The following is a 16349-nucleotide window of genomic DNA, read 5'->3' on the forward strand; positions in this document are numbered from 1 at the left end:
GTCAGGTTCCCAGCAGCATGCGGTCGTTATCTATTCTGAACTTTTCGACTAGATCGGCGGGCGTGAGCGCCGCCTTTTCGGTGCCGCCAATGTCGTCGCGGACGCGGCCGGCGTCCATCATCACCAGCCGGTTGCCCGTCTCTATCGCCTGGCGCATGTTGTGAGTCACCATCAATGTGGTGAGCGACTGTTCGGCGACGATCCGCAGGGTCATCTCCATAACCAGATCGGCGGTACGGGGATCCAGTGCTGCTGTGTGTTCGTCGAGCAAGAGCAGCGAGGGGCGCGAAAGCGACGCCATAATAAGCGACAGAGCCTGGCGTTGGCCACCCGAGAGCTGGGCCACGGGCGTCGATAGGCGAGCCTCCATACCGAGGGACAGGCCGGCGAGCAACGCCTTGTAGCGGTCACGCCTGGCGCCGTCGAGATGGCGCGCAAAACCCCTGCGCTGCCCGCGCTGCTCTGCCAGAGCCAGGTTCTCCTCGATCGTCATCGCCGCAGCCGTACCCACCATTGGGTCCTGGAACACACGGGAAATCATGCCTGCCCTTCCGTGCGCGGGAAGACGGGTGATGTCGCGGCCCCCCAGAGTGATCGAGCCGCTGTCCGGCTCGATCGCGCCCGCGATGGTGTTGAGCAGCGTCGATTTACCGGCGCCATTGGAGCCTATGATCACGACGAAGTCGCCGCGATTGAGCGCAAGGTCCACCCCGTCGAGCGCGGGTCGCGCGCCGGCGAGACCCGCATTGAAGGTTTTGCGTAAGCCCGCGCAGACAAGCAGAGGCATACCCACCGCTGTTACTTGAGGAGCCATGAGCTATCCTTGAGCGCTTCCGGAACCGCCAGGCCGACTGCTGCGAGGCCCTTGGGGCTGACATAGGCATCGAAGTCTGCACCCTTAGGGACATAGGGCGCGATGTTGGCCGGCTTCTCGCCCTTGAGTATCCGGTCGGCGATATCGGCCGCATGCTCGCCGTTCTTGCGATAGGAGATGGCGTGGAAGCCGGCGAGCTGATCCTTGAGGTCGGGGGCGTAGACCGAGTTGAACAGCGGTAGCTTGATCCGCTGCGCCACCTGCGCGACGACCGGCACCGAGGTCTGCACGACGTTAGACTGGATGAGGAAGATGGCGTCCACCTGTCCGGCGAAGGTCTGGACGCGCTGGGGCAGGTCGTTGGGATTGTCAACCGGCACGCCGACGACCTCGATCCCGGCCTTGGCGGCCGCCTTCCGGATCAGCTCCATATTGGAGGTGTCGTTGTCTTCGCCAGGATTGAACAGGGTTCCAACCTTCTTGACGCCCGGTATAACCTTCTTGAGGTAATCGAAGGAGGCGTCGAAATCGGGCAACATGGACGCGCCCGAACTCCATGCCGAACCATGCTGCCAATCCGGCACGATACCCGCCACAACAGGGTCAACGACCGCACCGAACACGACTGGGATCGACTTGTCGGTGATGCCGCGCACCGCCGCCTGGTTGAGCCCAGTGGTGATGGCGAGGATCAGCGCCGGATGCTTGGCCTCCACTTGCTGCAGGATCTGCGGAACGAGGCTGCGATCAAAATTGGCGTGCTGGAAGCCGTAGGTGACGTCCTTACCTTCGACGTAGCCCAGTTCGGTCATCCGAGCCTTGAAGCCCTCGGCGACCTGATTGAGCGCGGGGTGTTCGCCGAAGCTGGCGATTTCGACCAGTTTGGGGTCGGCATGGGCAAGGCCATGCCCTGCGGTGACCAAGACTGCCGCGAGCAGCCATTTCATCAATTTCACGACGCGCTCCTTAGGTTGGGTTTACACGGTAGACGGACGCCAGTTCTGTTCGGCGACCCGCAAAAAATTCTCGCCCAGCACGCCAAGGATGGCGGCTTCCGGATAGCCGTGCCGTTCAAGGGCTTCGACCAGTTCGGGCAGAACCTCCGGCTTGACATCGGCCCAAGGCGGGCGCGGATAGCCACGCAACGCCATCATCGGGCCGGAGTCGTACAGCTTGGTCATGAAGGGCTGATAGAAGACGGTGTCGAGACCGAGGCCGACATGTTCGGGCCCGACGAGTTGGGCGACGTAATCGATATGGCGCATCAATGCTGAAACGTCCGAACGGTTGTCGTCGGTCAGGAAGGCACCGATGGAGTTGATACCGACCACTCCGCCACGCCGAGCAAGCGCCTTAATCTGAACGTCGTCGATATTGCGCTCGTGGTTCTTCAGCGCGCGGACGCTCGAGTGGGAGAACACCACCGGCTTTTCCGACAGTTCGATGATGTCGAGCGACGTGTTGATGCCTGCGTGGCTCGCATCGAGCATCATGCCAACGCGGTTAGCTTCGGCCACGAAGGCACGGCCCAACATCGAGAGACCCGCGTCCGAGGGCTCGTGGCAGCCGTCGCCAAGCGGATTGCGAGTGTTGTAGGCCACGATCATCCAGCGTATGCCGAGCCGGTACCAGCTGTCGATCATGGCGGGCTCATGGGCGGCTGGGCCGGCACCCTGCAGGTGGAAGCCGATCGCCATCTTGCCCGACCGCTTGGCGGTGCGAATGTCAGCAATGGTCTCGACCAGTTGGTAGTCGTGGGCGCGCTGCTCGAACCATCGCCGTTGCTGGGCGAGATGACGGAGCGTGGGCTCCGGCCGGTCCCAATCTGCGCCAATTGTCAAAGAAAGGAAGGAGAACCCCGCGTCGCGGTAGCGGACAAGCATGTCCGGACCTTCATCAAGGCATTCGGGGGTCCAGCCTACTGCACTTTCCCAGACGACTGCCTTGTCTAGAAGGCTTCTGGCTGAAACGGTCATGTCGTCTGCACCCGATGATCAATGGAGTTCACGAGACTAGCTAATCGGCATTCTCGTTGTTGCGCTATTGTCTGGAATGGTTTTGATTGTTTCATACTTGAAACAGTTCAAGGCCTGTGATGCCGACCACTCCCGACCCATTCGATCTGATGATTTTTGCGCGTGTTGCCGAGACGGGAAGCTTCAGCGCCGCCGCCGAACGACTTGGCCTGCCAAAGTCGACCGTGTCCCGACGCATCTCCGTTCTCGAAAGTCAGCTTGGTGAGCGCTTGCTCCAGCGTACCACGCGTCGCAACTTCCTGACTGAGATGGGCCAGCGCATTCTCATCCCGGCCGAACAGATCATCCACGAGGTCGATGCCGTCATGGCGGTCGCCGAACACCGGCAGGTGACTCCTTCGGGACGGCTGCGGGTGTCAGTCCCGGGGGACCTCGCTGCGATCTCGCTCGCTCCCATGCTGGCGGATTTCAGCAAAGCTTACAGCGAAATCCAGCTGGAACTCGACCTGTCACCTCGCTATGTCGACGTGATCGGCGACGGCTTCGATCTGGCCATCCGAATTGGTGGCGAAACCCAGGATCTTCACTTGACCACCCGGCATCTGGTCGACCTCGGCATCGGTCTGTACGCGTCGCCGCTTTACACCGAGCAGGCAGGCGAGCCCGACAGTCCCGAGACGCTAGGACAGCATGACGTCCTTGTGCTGCTCGCCGACGGCCTTCCGGTGAGTTGGGTGCTAAACAGGGATGCCCTGTCGGTCCCGGTCGACATGTCGGGACGGCGGGTTTCGGCGAATTCCTACGAACTGCTCTTTCGCCTGGCCCGGTCGGGCGCGGGCATCACCGCGATGCCGGACCTCTTCGCACGGCCCTATCTCGCCAGCGGCGAACTTGTCCGCATCCTGCCTGAATGGCGTCTACCTCCCGCGATGGTGCGCGCCGTCTTTCCGAGCAGGCAGCTTATGCCGCGCAAGACACGGGTTTTCATCGATGCGTTGCTCAGCCATCTCAAGCCGCGGCCATTGAGGTCGGCATAGTCGCAGTCACGTAGGCTGCGACTATGCCAACATTATCTATGCGAGCCCAGCGGATGAGATCGAAAGCCAACGCAAGGTTTTGATCCGCGAATGGCGACTGGCGCCCTCGCCGACAGCCTCGAGCAGTAGGCCTGCCGGGCATCAAATTTTCATCAATCGGTTCGGTAGCCGCTCCTTAGTCGCACCAGCCTAAGCCTTTCGACGACGCAAGCACTGCAGACAGCGAATTCGGACGATAGAAGTGCTCGTTTTGACCAAGTTGTTCGCAGTCGGCCCCGCAGCAAAATCGAACTTATCCAAATCGGCCTGTTGCGGAAACTTGGGAGGCTGCAATGTCGGACGCCCTGAACATCGCGATTCCAAGTCCGCAGCCATGGCAAACCCACGTACCGGACGTTGCGATTATCGTTCCGACCTTCAAGGAAGCCGACAACGTCGTCCCGCTAATTGAGAAGCTTCGCCAGGCACTCGACGGAATTGCCTGGGAGGTCATCTTCGTCGATGACGATTCTCCAGACCGGACGATCGACGTTCTAGCGGAGGTGGCGCGTACTGATGCGCGTGTTCGGTTTCTTCAGCGACTTGGCCGGCGGGGTCTGTCGTCGGCAGTCATCGAAGGAATACTGAGCACGTCGACCCCATATGTCGCGGTCATTGACGCTGACATGCAGCACGACGAGCGTCTTCTCTCAAAGATGTACGCGATACTGACCCGCAACAACGTCGATCTCGTGGTTGGCTCTCGCTACACCGCCGATGGTGGTGTCGGTTCCTGGAACAAGACGCGGCACAGAATCAGTCGCTTTGCGACAATGCTGTCGCGGTTGGTCACGAAGACGGAACTTGCCGATCCGATGAGCGGTTTCTTCATGCTTCGGCGCTCGAAGTTCGACGAGACAGTCCGCCATCTCTCGAACCAAGGATACAAGATCCTGCTCGATATCGTCGCCTCCTCCCCCGGCAAACTCCAAGTCGTCGAGTTGCCTTATGTCTTCCGGCAGAGGGAGCATGGCGAAAGCAAGCTTGACACGCTCGTGTCGCTGGAATTCTTCACGCTGGTCCTCGACAAGTTCATCGGCCGCCGGGTGCCGGTGAGGCTGTTCATGTTTGCCGCGGTGGGCGCCCTGGGCGTAGTTGTGCATATGGGCACTCTCGGCATGCTTCTGAGTATCGGCCAATTCCCGTTCACATTGGCTCAGGCAGCGGCAACCTTGACGGCGATGACCGCGAACTTCTTCCTCAACAACATATTCACCTACAGGGACAAACGCGTGCGCGGCCTTGGGGCGATGACGCGCGCGCTTCTCTCGTTCTACGCGGTCTGCAGCGTCGGCGCGCTCGCCAATGTCGGCGTCGCAAACACCTTCTTCGCGTCGAACTATTCCTGGTGGCTGTCTGCGCTCGCCGGAATCATTGTCGGCTTGGGCTGGAATTATAGCGCTACCGCGTTGTTCACGTGGCGAACTCGCTGAAATGGCATCCTGGTTTCTGCAGAGCAGAGTTTTAAGTGGCGCGGCGGTCTTGGCCTGCGTTCTCTGTGTCGCTGGCTTGGCGTTGTTGAGGGCCGCCGGAAATCCGCTCGCCGTCGGAGTAAGCGAGCACTCCGTCGTTGAAAGCCGACCAGTGTCTCTGCGTGCAGCCTATCAGACGAGACCGGTACAGTTTCCCCTCAAAGTGTCAGCCAACAACAGGTATTTGATTGACTCGGCCGACAACCCCATTCTCCTTGCAGGCGATGCCGCCTGGTCATTGATCGCCCAGTTGACCCGCGAGGATGTGGATCTCTACCTCAACGACCGACAGGCGCGCGGTTTCAACGCTATCCTTGTAAATCTCATCGAAAACAAGTTCGCCGAGAACGCTCCGGCCAATGCCTATGGGGATCAACCTTTCCTGAGGAAGGGAGATTTTGGAACCCCGAATGAGGCATACTTCAAGCATGCGGAATGGGTCATCCAGCGAGCCGCCGAGCATGGCATGCTCGTGCTTCTGGCCCCCTGCTACTCCGGCGCTGACGACGGTGCTGAGGGCTGGTATCGTGAGATGCAGGCCAACGGGGTCGAGAAGCTCAGAGAATATGGCCGGTTCCTTGGAACGCGCTTTGGTCGCTACCAGAACATCGTCTGGGTCGATAACGGTGATCTCAATCCGCCGGAACGCGATCTCGTGCAGGCCATCGCACAGGGACTGCACGAGGCTGACCCGAACGCCCTGCAAACATCGCACAACGGCACCGGAACGGCAGGGGCGGATTTGTGGCCGAAAGCAGCGTGGTTGACTCTGAACAACGTCTATACATGGGGGCCAGTCTTTACGGAGGCGCGAAAGCAGTATCTGCGCGCTCCGACAATGCCGTTCATCCTGATCGAGAGCCAATATGAAAACGGGCCAGATATCACGACGCGGCGACTGCGGGGGCAGGCCTACCAGGCGCTTCTCACCGGCGCTTCCGGCCAAGTCTTCGGGAACTCGCCCATCTGGTACTTCGACGGCGTGGATTTCTTCCATGCGCCGCCGGGCTGGAGAAAAGCACTCGACGGCGAAGGCAGCCGCAGCATGGCCAGGCTAACGGATCTCTTCCGGCGTTTGCGCTGGCAAGATCTCGTTCCGGACGTAAACAACCGCTTTCTCGTAAGAGGCCAATCCGACGACCAGTTGCGCAACGTCGCTGCGCGAAACGCGGACGGCTCCATGGCTGTGATCTACCTATCGGACGATCGCCAGATCACATTGAAAATGGGCCCTCTTGCTGGAAGGCGAGTTCGCGCGGTCTGGTGGGATCCGGTCGGCGGCGAAAGTTTCCAAGCCCAACTGTCGCCGTTCATTGCCGGCGACACGGAGCGATTCCGGCCCAACAGGAGCAATGCCGGTGGTGACCACGACTGGGTGCTGCTCCTTGAGGAGGAAGACAACCATGACAGATGATCGTCTTGCGGCGGTCGAAACAGGCGGAGAGCGACACGCGATCGTCGGTCTCTCCAACATCGCTTGGCCGACGCTCGCCGCACTATTGGTTCTGACCCTCGGGATAGTCTCGTTCACCATATCACCGCCCGTCATCATGGCCCCCTGGGACGTCTTCATCCTGCTTGACGGTGGATGGCGGATCATCAACGGCCAAGTGCCGCATAGCGACTTCTACACGCCGATCGGACCATTGGTTTACTGGCTGAGCGGTCTGGGCATCTATGCCGCGGGCACGTCGCTGAAAGGCATATCGGTCGGGATTTTGCTTTTCTTTGCCGTTGTCATGCCTTGGGCAATGCTTGTCCTGTTTCGCAAGCTGCCTGCCCCTTTGGCTTTCCTGTCGACGCTGTTCATTCTGCTGCTCATCCTGGCAGTCCGCCCGCTGGGATATTCGCCGTCAATCACCACATATGCGATGATCTATAATCGCTATGGATGGGTTTTGATTTCCATCCTTATCGTGCAGCTCTTCCTGCACGATCAGTCGGCCAAGTCCAATCGTGCAACTTTTGACGCCATCTCCGCCGGACTTCTCTTAGGGCTCCTTTTCCTGTGCAAGATCAGCTTCTTCGTTATGGGAGGAGCTACCGTCGTCCTTGCCTCTCTGGGAAGGCAAGACTTGCGCCGTGGCCTCTGGATGACCGTTGCTAGCTTTCTTGTCTTCTGCCTGGTCACCTCGGCTGTGAGCGGCCTTGATCCCATGGCCTACCTGCGAGATCTTTCTGCCGCCGGAAAGTCACAGTCGGTCAGTCTGCGTTTTCTTTGGCTCAAGCAGTCGCTCAAGGCGAATATACTGCCCGCTCTCCTTCTCGTCGGCTGTTGGCTTGCTCTGATTGTCGTGCGATATCGGCGCGGTGAGATCCCGTTTGGGCCGGCTGTTCAATGCAGCATCATCTTTTGGGGTCTCGTGGCATCCGCCATGATCTTGACGGTTGGAAATGCCACGGAGGGAAGTAATGTCCCCCTTCTACCGATTGCCGTGATTATCCTTCTGGTGCAGGCGCAGCGCAGTTCCCCGTCGACGTTCACACCGTTCAGCAAAAGCCGGATGGCCTCCGTGTCCTCGGTGGCTGCTTTCGGCACAATCCTTCTGCTGATAGCCAATGTGACAGGAAGAGATGCCCTGAGCGTCATCAATGCCTATGTTACCGGCCCGATGCGTGGTGAGGCTGAGTTTGCCGACACATTTGAAGCAACTCGCCTGAGCAACTTCACAATCCCGCGCAACTCTAACTGGGCTACAGCCTATTCAAGAGCCGGAGACGTGCCAGCGCAAATCAATGAGGGACTTGGGCTGTTGCGCCAGCACATCACTCCTGACAGCCACCTCTTGGTCTTGGCATTGACCGATCCATTTTCATTTGCTCTGAACCTCGAACCGTCGAAGGGAGCGCCGCTTTGGTGGGATCTGGGGATTTCGTTCAGTCGCTCAGTCTATCCCAAGCCAGATGTCGTATTCGCCAACGCAAACTTCGCAATATATCCGGTGAACTTCTCGCGGGGAGGATGTTGTGAAGAAACGGTCGCTGTCTTGCTTGAAATTTACGGCGACTACCTGAAAAGCCATTTCATGACGGTCGGCAAATCACAGCACTGGGTATTGATGCAGCGACGCGACTAACTCCCTCGCGACCCAAGCCGGGGTCTCGGGCGTTGGACAATCGACTTGAAGGCACGACCCATCGCCAATGGCTTCGTAGCTCACCCTCGTGCTACTGCCACAGCTCATGGTAGCGCTTTACCCACGACCATCCGAAACTGGGCGGAGAAAGTTGGAGGCTAATTTGCCAAGACCGACCAGCGAGTCGGAGGTTCAAGCAGAGCTTTTCCCGTCCGGCCGGCCATCGTGTCCTCAAACAGTCAACGCATCTAACCGCCGCCACTGCGTTTGCTCATCCGGCAAAGCAATCATGTCCTCAGTAAACTTAAGAGATGCTTCATCGACGAGATTCTCGCTAAAACCTAATTGATGGTTTTCGGAGATAGTCATTGCGCCAAAATCAATTAGACCGTGAACACCTACCGTAACGCCAGGTTGAGAACGTTCAACCAAAGAAGGGCGCTTTTCCGCAGCCGGCATGCATGTCATCCTGATCTACCACCAGGAGGATCAAGCAAATGATGTTCGACTGGAATGACTATCGCAAACAGGTTGGGGTCAGGATCGCCGAGATTGGACGAATTAGCCCCGAAACAATCCGTGGCTATCGAGCACTCGGTGATGCAGGCTCCAAGACCGGCTTACTCGACCCGAAGATACGTGAATTGATCTCGCTCGCGGTCGCAGTCACGCGGCAGTGCGACGGGTGCATTGCTGTCCACACAGACGCGGCCATTAAGCATGGCGCCACGCGCGAAGAGATCGCCGAAGCGCTCGGGGTGGCTGTAGCAGTGAATGCCGGTGCGGCGCTTATTTATTCGGCACGCGTGATGGACGCGTACTCAGCCCATAAAGTCGAGCCATAACCGGCCTGCGCGCAAATTCACTCTGCCTCGGTCTGATTGACGTCTGATTTACCCAATTTGCCACCATTGATGACGGTTCTCTGAGGTGGTCCTCAGGGCTGGACGAGAGCATTGATCGATTTCCGGTGGAACTGGCTAGCTCGCCCGGCGTTGCGGTGAAATCGTTGGCAAGACGGCTGCCGCGCGAAGCGAACGGGGAGCTGGTCAAGTTCACGCTGCTCACCTGCGACGCCTCCGCATATCTGACGGATCGCTACAGCGAGCGAAAGGAAGAGGCCACCAAACTGGAGGCGCGGGTGTCATTGAGGTCCATCTACCACCGGTGCTCATGGCGTTGCGGTGGCCGTGCGTCGCGTTGCCGAAACCACTGCGACGAACGCCGCGATGCCCACGGCCCCGAGCAACGCGTTGACCATCAGCGCAACGTTGACACCGAATCTCTCCATCAGCACCGAGAAAACGAACGGGGCCAAAGCCGCCGCGGCAAGCCGCGTGGCGGCCATGCGGCCCGTTATTGCGCCGTAGCCAGCCGAGCCGAACAGCCAAAGCGGCAGCGAGCCCTGAGCGATGCTGTTGATGCCCGAACCGAGGCCAACGCACACGGCGAAGGCGACAGCCCCCGGCAGCCAGGTCCCCGACACACCGAGGATGACGACGCCCGCAACGATGAGGACGCCGGACAATGTCGCAAGCATGGGCGGCGACATGTTCTTGCCGAACGCCATGTTGATCAATCGGCTCAGAACCTGGGACGGCCCGAACAGCGAGCCGATCACTACGGCTGCCGCCCCGAAGCCCATCGTTCCCAGCATCGGCACCATGTGCGTCAGGATGGCCGACAGCGCAAAGCCCTGGAGGGCGAACGCCAGCGAGACCATGATCATGCCCCGCCGTCGGAGATCGCCTGGAAGCGCACCAACAACCGCCTCCCGGGCGTGATGGACGGATAAGGCCGCCTCGGACTTCCTGGAGCGGGCGATCCGATAGTGCAGCGGCAGACAGGCAAGTAGGTTCAGCCCCGCGAAGGCGACGTAGATCTCGCGCCAGGAAAAATGCTCGTGGAGGCTGGCAGTGATCGGCCAGAAGATCGTCGAGGCAAAGCCGGCGATCAGTGTGAGATAGGTGATGCTGCGTGAAGCGGCCTGCGGACGACTCTCCACGAGTGCCGCGAATGCGGCCTGATACAGCACCATGCCGGATGCGACCTCCAGCAGGGCTATGGCCAGCGCAAATACGACGGTGGATGGTGACCAGGCACAAAGCAACAGGGTCAGGGCGGAGATGGCGGAGCCGAAGGTCATGACCATCGCCGCGCCGAAACGGTCCATCCACTTGCCGACAAATGGGGCCGACAGTCCGCCGACGAACAGCGAGGCGGAGAAGACGCCGAACACCTGCTCTACGGTCAGGTCGAAATCGCCGGCCATTGCCGGGGCGAGGATGCTGAAGCTGTAGTAGAGCGTGCCGTAGCCGATGATCTGGGTGAGGCCGAGCGCGGCGACGACCCCCACAGGGATGCCATGCTTCATTTCAGGCGTTTCCGCCCTGCGCCGAAGCAGTCGAAGACGGACAGCATGGGTCGGCTGCACCCAAGGGCGCGCGCACCGCTGGATGGCCGAGGCAGCAGTCCTCCATCAGGAACTTCACCAGGCCGACGAGCGGCGACGTAGCTGACTCTGTAGACGATCGAGCGGAATTCGCGGCGCTGCACCACTAACCCTGGTCCGCACATGCGACATCGGAGACTGGACAGCTCGTGTTTCCTTCCCCCCATGCGGGTGCTACACCAGAGACCTACTGCGATATTCAGCTACTACATCGGCCAAGATCCGCAATGACTGCTCTGCTTCTCGTTGATTCTTGTCGTGACCCGCGGCGGTGATTGCCGCCTTCCACAAGGCCCAGCCACGAGCGCGCCGCCAAGTGTCTTCGTCAAAAGCAAGTGCTTGGCGAAATGCCTGACGGCTGTCGCCGGAAAACAGGGCCCAGGCGATCACAAGATCGCAGGCTGGATCGCCCACGGCCAGACAGCCGAAATCGATCACCGCACATAGCGCGCCGTCCCGCACCAGCAAGTTGCCGGCGGCGATATCGCCATGAACCCATAGCGGCGTATCAAGCCACTCGGACGCCAGAGCCGCAGCCCAAATCTCCGCCGCAGCAGCCGTATCGATGCGATCAGCAAGTGCCGACAGTGCCGTGCGGATCTGCGCATCGTAAACGGCAAGCCTGCCACCACGATGGAAATTGTCCTCGCCTGCAGGCGGCCCGCCAGTCGCATCGATACGGTGCAATGCCGCCAGAAAGCCGGCGAGAGCGCGGGCAAATGCGGTCAGGTCAGCAATCCCGCCCGCCGTCGCCGGTTCGCCTTCCAGCCAACGATAGACCGACCACTGCCACGGATAGCCCTCGCCCGGTGCGCCCTTTGCCACCGGAACGGATATCGGTAATGGCAGATTTGGGGCAAGTTTCGGTAGCCAGTATTGTTCCTTCTCCACCTGCGCGACATAGGCAGCGGCGCTGGACATCTCATCCCCAAGCCGAAAGGTGCGATTGTCCCATCCGCCTGGCACCACAGCCGCGATCGGCCAGCCGGACCATTCCGGAAATTGTTTGGCGATCAGTCGACCAACCAATTCATTGGTGATCGACACGGCACGGTTTTGTTCATCCTGGACCATCGCCCCTTCCTATCGAACGATTGGTCCGGCTTCCACCCTTAACTACCGGTCAGCAACGCGCCAAGCGCCAGGCGGATGGAAGCCTGAAGCTCACGGTGCACACGTTCAACCGAGCCGGACGACAGCCAGGGATCGAATTCCGGATGGATTTATTTCTAGCTGGAAACGCTTTGGATTTCCGGCCTTGTCGCGATCCAAAGCCAGGGCCAAGCTTTTGCCAGGGCCAAAGACGTTGGCCGTGAGTCAAAAACCAAATAGTGTCATTGCGAGGCCAAAAGAAAATCGCCGTGAAAGCGGCCCGCCGAACGAGCGGCCATACGCCTCCAGAGAATTTCACATTGCATCAAAGACACCCTTATTTACGCGCGTATCGCTCCACTCGAGGGTGCGACCCTCGCCGGAACGTAGTTCCAGTCGTGCGATCGGAGCGCCTGACTTGCCGTCAACCAGCAATGAGCGATGTTCGTCTGGGCGATAAAGGTGCTCTTCCGCCCATTGTCTGAGGGCCACAATGACGAGAAAGAGGCCGCGTCCTTTCTCTGTCAAAACATACTCGCGATATGCGGAGCCGTCCGAGGCCGGTGCCGTTTCCAGAATGCCTCTCTCAGTAAGGTCGCGCAGACGGGTCGCTAACATACCTTTGGCGATGCCGAGACCGCTCTGGAACTCGTTGAAGCGCCGAACTCCATCGAAAGCGTCGCGAATAATCAGCAACGACCACCAGTCGCCGATTACATCCAACGCCCGCGCCACCGGGCATCCGGCATTCCATAAACTGACCCGCTTGGCCATCTTGTAAACCCCATTCTACGCATTCTGGTTCTAAAATAGAACTGGAATTACAGCAGAGCAAGAGATCTCAATATGAGACCAGAAACGTTTCGAGCGGAGAATCGCGATGCAGCACGAGAAAGAGGCCCAACGACCGCAGGATGCGACCGGCGGTTTGTCGAGGCTTACGATCCTCATCTTTGCCGTCGCTGCCGGCCTCAGTGTCGCCAGCGTCTATTACGCTCAACCCTTGCTCGGCTCGATTGCGCAGGATTTTGGGATATCGCCCTCCGTCATCGGATTGGTCGTGACCTTGACGCAGGTTGGCTATGGCTTGGGGCTCGTCTTCATCGTGCCGCTTGGCGATCTTGTCGATCGCCGTCGCCTTATCATCGGCCAGGGTTTGTTGTCGGTGGTGGCGCTTGTTGCTGTCGCTACAGCCAAATCCGAAACCGTTCTATTTATCGCAATGGCGGCGATGGGCCTGCTGGCGGTCGTGGTGCAGGTGCTGGTGGCCTTCGCAGCGACGCTGGCCGCCGCGACCGAGCGCGGCAAGGCGGTGGGGATGGTAACGAGCGGCGTGGTGATTGGTATTCTGGCCGCCCGTTTTGTCGCCGGAGTGCTTGCCGATCTAGGTGGCTGGCGATCGGTTTACTTGATTTCAGCGACGCTGACACTGGCAATGGTCGGATTGCTCATGCGTGTCCTGCCGCCGCAACACTCCGCTCGAAGTAAGGACAGTTATCTCTCAACGCTTCGATCCATCCCGGCTCTCTTCCTGCGTGAACGGATACTGCTGGTTCGAGGCGCTCTTGCCCTTCTTGTCTTCGCCGCGTTCAGCACCTTTTGGACGGCGCTGGTCTTGCCGTTAAGCGCACCGCCCTATTCGTATTCCCATACGCAGATCGGGTTGTTCGGTCTTGTCGGCGCGGCTGGAGCGATTGCCGCAACGGCCGCCGGCAAATTGGCCGACCGCGGCTTTGCCCGTTGGACAACTGGACTGGCGCTTCTGCTTCTGCTGGCATCGTGGGGACTGATCGCACTGCTGCCGATTTCCGTTCCCGCGCTTGTTACCGGCGTCATTCTGCTGGACCTCGCAGTTCAGGCGATCCATGTCACCAATCAAAGCATCATCTTCGCTTTGTATCCTGCAGCGCGCAGCCGTCTCGTGGGAGGCTATATGGTCTTCTATTCCATCGGAAGCGCCATAGGCGCGATTGGTGCGACGCTGGCATATGCGTGCGGGGGCTGGCCGTACGTGTGTTGGTTGGGAGCGGCTTTCAGTGCCGTTGCGTTGCTTGTAGCGATGGCGACATCCAGGATTGGACAGCAGTCGGCGACTTCCATGGAAGGACGCGCATGACAGCGACGCTGCGATCGGCCCTTTCCAGTCACCCGGGTTTTCTTGTGCAATGGCGTGCCGGAGCCGAAAGCCGCCATTGCCTGTTCGTTTGCGCAAGGGAAGCTAACCGAGGCAAAGCGGACATTGTGGCGTGGTATGGCCGGACAGCGAATGACGTTGCCCGGCCGCTTCTTCAGCCATTCAACCGCAAATGCGCATTCTCGAACGGCAAGCCTTCATCGTCGGCCGATCTTCGCGACACCTCGCGGAAACCAAGCGCCGTGTAGAACCGGACGGCTTGTTGGTTCCGGGTGTAGACCTCCAGTGAAAGCTCACCCTTCCGGACCATTGCGTGGGCAATCAGCTTGCGTCCGATTCCCTGCCCTTGCTGGCCCGGGGCGACAAAAATCGCCCCGATGAACGTGTCCAGTAAGCTGATGAAGCCAACAGGTTCATCCATGCGGCAGGCCACCCAGGTCTCGGCATTGGGCAGGTATTTCTCCTCAATCAACTGCCGCTGCTCGATGAGCCGCCGCTCGCCGATGAAAGGATGAGCCATAAGGGAAGCGTCGAGCCAGATGCCCGACAGCTTTTCGGTGTCCGTCGCCGCTTCAAAGGGCCGGATCACCACATTCTGGTTCTTCATGAGAACTCCGCAGAATAAGTCATGCAAAGAGGATCAGCACCTTCATGGTGCCGAGCGATGCCGCTACACGCGGTTCAATCGAAGCCTCTGCGCATAAATCTCCTTCTGCAGATATGTGGCATCTATGCCCTTCGGATCATGCCGTCAACGACCGCTTCCATGGCTCGCACAACGGCTTGAGTTGGCTGCACGGAAGAACGAATGGTTCAGCAACACAGTCGCTCCAAGAGCGAACTTCGATGTTGGGCGTTGCCAGTGTTGGAACAGTCTTGACCAAACCGGGCACGTCATCCCGTGTGCCATCAATTTCCGGCCCAGCTAAGACTCCGCCGAAGGCTGGGGCTAGGTCATACCTGCCATCGGCGATCAGGCAATCGGCATAATCGATTAGGCTATGCGAAAGGAAGTGTGCCGCGGTCTTTGCAGCCGTTGTGAAATCCCTGTCATCCGCGTGCGCGGAGAGCCGCCGTCAAAGGCAGGCGCGTAGCAGAAAAAGCAGGTAGAGCACCCCCTATCGCGCCAATTGCAAGACCTAAAAGTCCGGCGGTCAGCATGACGTCTTCGCTCAGAGTGAGTTCGAAGGCTATGCTGGTGTTATTTGTACCAATGGTGCTGGCTTGCCATCCGCTGAACAGAAACCGTGATGCGACAAGCCCGATCGACACGCCGACCACGGCGAGCACCATCGCCTCGGCCCATGTTGCAACGAAGGCAGACAGGCGGCTGAAACCCAATGCGCGCACCGTGGCGATCTCGATCGTCCGATCGGAAACCGAACTCATCATCGTGTTGAGAGCGCCTGCAGTCGCGCCAAGTGCCATAAGCAACGCGACCGGCCATCCAAACATGCGAATGAGATTTGCCGTGCCGGATGATTGGGCGGCGTAAAGATCGGCTTCGGTTACGACGATCAGAGGGGTGGTCGTGATGCCGCCAAGCGCTGTCTTCAGCCGTTCGATCGCCCCGGTCCCATCAAGCCTTAGCCGAACACTCTGGACTTCGCCCAATTGATCGAAGGCGGAATGAACAGCGTCAAGATCGGCCCACAGTTCCGACTCGAACGCACTGCCGGCCGAGGAAAAATGCCCGACCACTCTCCAATTCACCGAGCCAAGCCGCACCTGCTTTCCGACCGCAAGGGAAGGAAATTCCGTTGCAATGCGTTCGCCAACCACGACTTCACGCGCGCCCGGCTTGGTAAAGCGTCCGGCTGTCAAGGTGACTCCATCCCGCAGAGAAGGACCGATTGGGTCCATGCCTCGCAGAGCCAGAATTTTTTCGACGCCGGCCTGATCGTCCGCCATCTCGACAGGAACGACGATTTCCCGTGACGAGACGAGGTTGCCCGCCGTATCGCGCACCGCGCCGATATCGCCTCGCCTGGCCTCGATAGTGCGGATGACATCGGCCGGTACATCGGAGCCGTTCTCCTGGTTCGTGCCGCCACCCAGGATCACTGCGACGGTTGAAGAGCCCGCGCTCTTCAACGCCTTCTCAAATCCGGCAGCCATAGACAGGAAGCCTGCGAGCACACAGACGACAAGAGCCACGGAAAGGGCCATGGAGGCCGCGATCGCAAAGCGTCGCGGCAGGCTCAGGAGGTTCGCTCTAGTCATCACGAGCGTTTGTTTGAGTGTGGACGACATCTG

15 protein-coding genes and 2 pseudogenes are annotated in these 16349 nt (G+C 59.6%); 8 read left to right on the forward strand and 9 right to left on the reverse strand.

Annotated features, from left to right (window positions below; all coding sequences use genetic code 11):
- Nucleotide 1 precedes the first annotated feature (1 nt).
- From M2281_RS19125 to M2281_RS19135, 3 genes are read right to left on the reverse strand one after another with little or no spacing between them, the layout of a single operon-like run.
- Nucleotides 2-781, reverse strand: a complete 780-nt coding sequence (locus M2281_RS19125; protein ID WP_425537758.1) for an ABC transporter ATP-binding protein — start codon at nucleotides 779-781, stop codon at nucleotides 2-4.
- 17 nt (nucleotides 782-798) lie between these two features.
- Complete coding sequence (locus M2281_RS19130) at nucleotides 799-1761, reverse strand: ABC transporter substrate-binding protein (RefSeq protein ID WP_280822850.1); 963 nt, start codon at nucleotides 1759-1761, stop codon at nucleotides 799-801.
- 30 nt (nucleotides 1762-1791) lie between these two features.
- Entirely contained in the window at nucleotides 1792-2790 is a 999-nt protein-coding gene (locus M2281_RS19135) for a dipeptidase (RefSeq protein WP_280822770.1), read from the reverse strand.
- Nucleotides 2791-2939: 149 nt separating this feature from the next.
- Between M2281_RS19135 and M2281_RS19140 the strand changes: the two are divergent.
- From M2281_RS19140 to M2281_RS19160, 5 genes and pseudogenes are all read left to right on the forward strand, one after another.
- Nucleotides 2940-3047: pseudogene (locus M2281_RS19140) on the forward strand (helix-turn-helix domain-containing protein); the annotation flags it as partial.
- A gap of 108 nt (nucleotides 3048-3155) precedes the next feature.
- Nucleotides 3156-3827: a substrate binding domain-containing protein gene (locus M2281_RS19145; protein ID WP_280822852.1), complete on the forward strand. Its 672-nt coding sequence runs from the start codon at nucleotides 3156-3158 to the stop codon at nucleotides 3825-3827.
- Between the two features lie 332 nt (nucleotides 3828-4159).
- Complete coding sequence (locus M2281_RS19150; RefSeq protein ID WP_280822771.1) at nucleotides 4160-5299, forward strand: glycosyltransferase family 2 protein; 1140 nt, start codon at nucleotides 4160-4162, stop codon at nucleotides 5297-5299.
- A 151-nt stretch (nucleotides 5300-5450) separates the two neighbouring features.
- On the forward strand, nucleotides 5451-6752 hold the full coding sequence (locus tag M2281_RS19155) for a DUF4038 domain-containing protein (RefSeq protein ID WP_280822772.1): 1302 nt from the start codon (nucleotides 5451-5453) through the stop codon (nucleotides 6750-6752).
- The gene (locus M2281_RS19160; protein WP_280822774.1) at nucleotides 6742-8415 is read left to right on the forward strand and encodes a hypothetical protein; all 1674 of its coding nucleotides are present in this window, start codon (nucleotides 6742-6744) and stop codon (nucleotides 8413-8415) included. Before M2281_RS19155 ends, M2281_RS19160 begins: the two co-directional genes overlap by 11 nt.
- A 231-nt stretch (nucleotides 8416-8646) precedes the next feature.
- Here the strand turns inward: M2281_RS19160 and M2281_RS19165 are convergent, their stop codons facing one another.
- Nucleotides 8647-8874, reverse strand: a complete 228-nt coding sequence (locus M2281_RS19165) for a hypothetical protein (protein WP_280822775.1) — start codon at nucleotides 8872-8874, stop codon at nucleotides 8647-8649.
- Between the two features lie 41 nt (nucleotides 8875-8915).
- Here M2281_RS19165 and M2281_RS19170 point away from each other — a divergent pair, with 41 nt between their 5' ends.
- Together M2281_RS19170 and M2281_RS19175 are read left to right on the forward strand one after the other, a co-directional pair.
- On the forward strand, nucleotides 8916-9260 hold the full coding sequence (locus M2281_RS19170; protein ID WP_280822854.1) for a carboxymuconolactone decarboxylase family protein: 345 nt from the start codon (nucleotides 8916-8918) through the stop codon (nucleotides 9258-9260).
- A gap of 197 nt (nucleotides 9261-9457) precedes the next feature.
- Nucleotides 9458-9574 (forward strand): annotated as a pseudogene (locus M2281_RS19175) (arsenical resistance protein ArsH); the annotation flags it as partial.
- Between the two features lie 12 nt (nucleotides 9575-9586).
- On the opposite strand, the gene arsK reads toward M2281_RS19175, so the two are convergent.
- The 3 genes from arsK to M2281_RS19195 all read right to left on the reverse strand — a co-directional run bounded on the left by arsK (nucleotide 9587) and on the right by M2281_RS19195 (nucleotide 12733).
- Complete coding sequence (arsK, locus tag M2281_RS19180) at nucleotides 9587-10789, reverse strand: arsenite efflux MFS transporter ArsK (RefSeq protein ID WP_280822776.1); 1203 nt, start codon at nucleotides 10787-10789, stop codon at nucleotides 9587-9589.
- Between the two features lie 252 nt (nucleotides 10790-11041).
- On the reverse strand, nucleotides 11042-11941 hold the full coding sequence (locus M2281_RS19190; RefSeq protein WP_280822777.1) for an aminoglycoside phosphotransferase family protein: 900 nt from the start codon (nucleotides 11939-11941) through the stop codon (nucleotides 11042-11044).
- A gap of 333 nt (nucleotides 11942-12274) precedes the next feature.
- The gene (locus M2281_RS19195) at nucleotides 12275-12733 is read right to left on the reverse strand and encodes a winged helix-turn-helix transcriptional regulator (RefSeq protein WP_280822778.1); all 459 of its coding nucleotides are present in this window, start codon (nucleotides 12731-12733) and stop codon (nucleotides 12275-12277) included.
- A 106-nt stretch (nucleotides 12734-12839) separates the two neighbouring features.
- Between M2281_RS19195 and M2281_RS19200 the strand changes: the two genes are divergently transcribed.
- Entirely contained in the window at nucleotides 12840-14075 is a 1236-nt protein-coding gene (locus tag M2281_RS19200; RefSeq protein WP_280822779.1) for an MFS transporter, read from the forward strand.
- A 172-nt stretch (nucleotides 14076-14247) separates the two neighbouring features.
- Here M2281_RS19200 and M2281_RS19205 read toward each other — a convergent pair whose 3' ends face one another.
- Nucleotides 14248-14700, reverse strand: a complete 453-nt coding sequence (locus M2281_RS19205) for a GNAT family N-acetyltransferase (protein ID WP_280822780.1) — start codon at nucleotides 14698-14700, stop codon at nucleotides 14248-14250.
- A gap of 443 nt (nucleotides 14701-15143) precedes the next feature.
- Nucleotides 15144-16346 (reverse strand): ABC transporter permease, encoded by a 1203-nt coding sequence (locus M2281_RS19210; RefSeq protein WP_280822781.1) that lies wholly within the window; start codon nucleotides 16344-16346, stop codon nucleotides 15144-15146.
- Between the last annotated feature and the right edge of the window lie 3 nt (nucleotides 16347-16349).

It is taken from the genome of Pseudaminobacter soli (ex Li et al. 2025), assembly GCF_029892515.1.
Classification (GTDB): Bacteria; Pseudomonadota; Alphaproteobacteria; order Rhizobiales; family Rhizobiaceae; genus Pseudaminobacter; species Pseudaminobacter soli_A.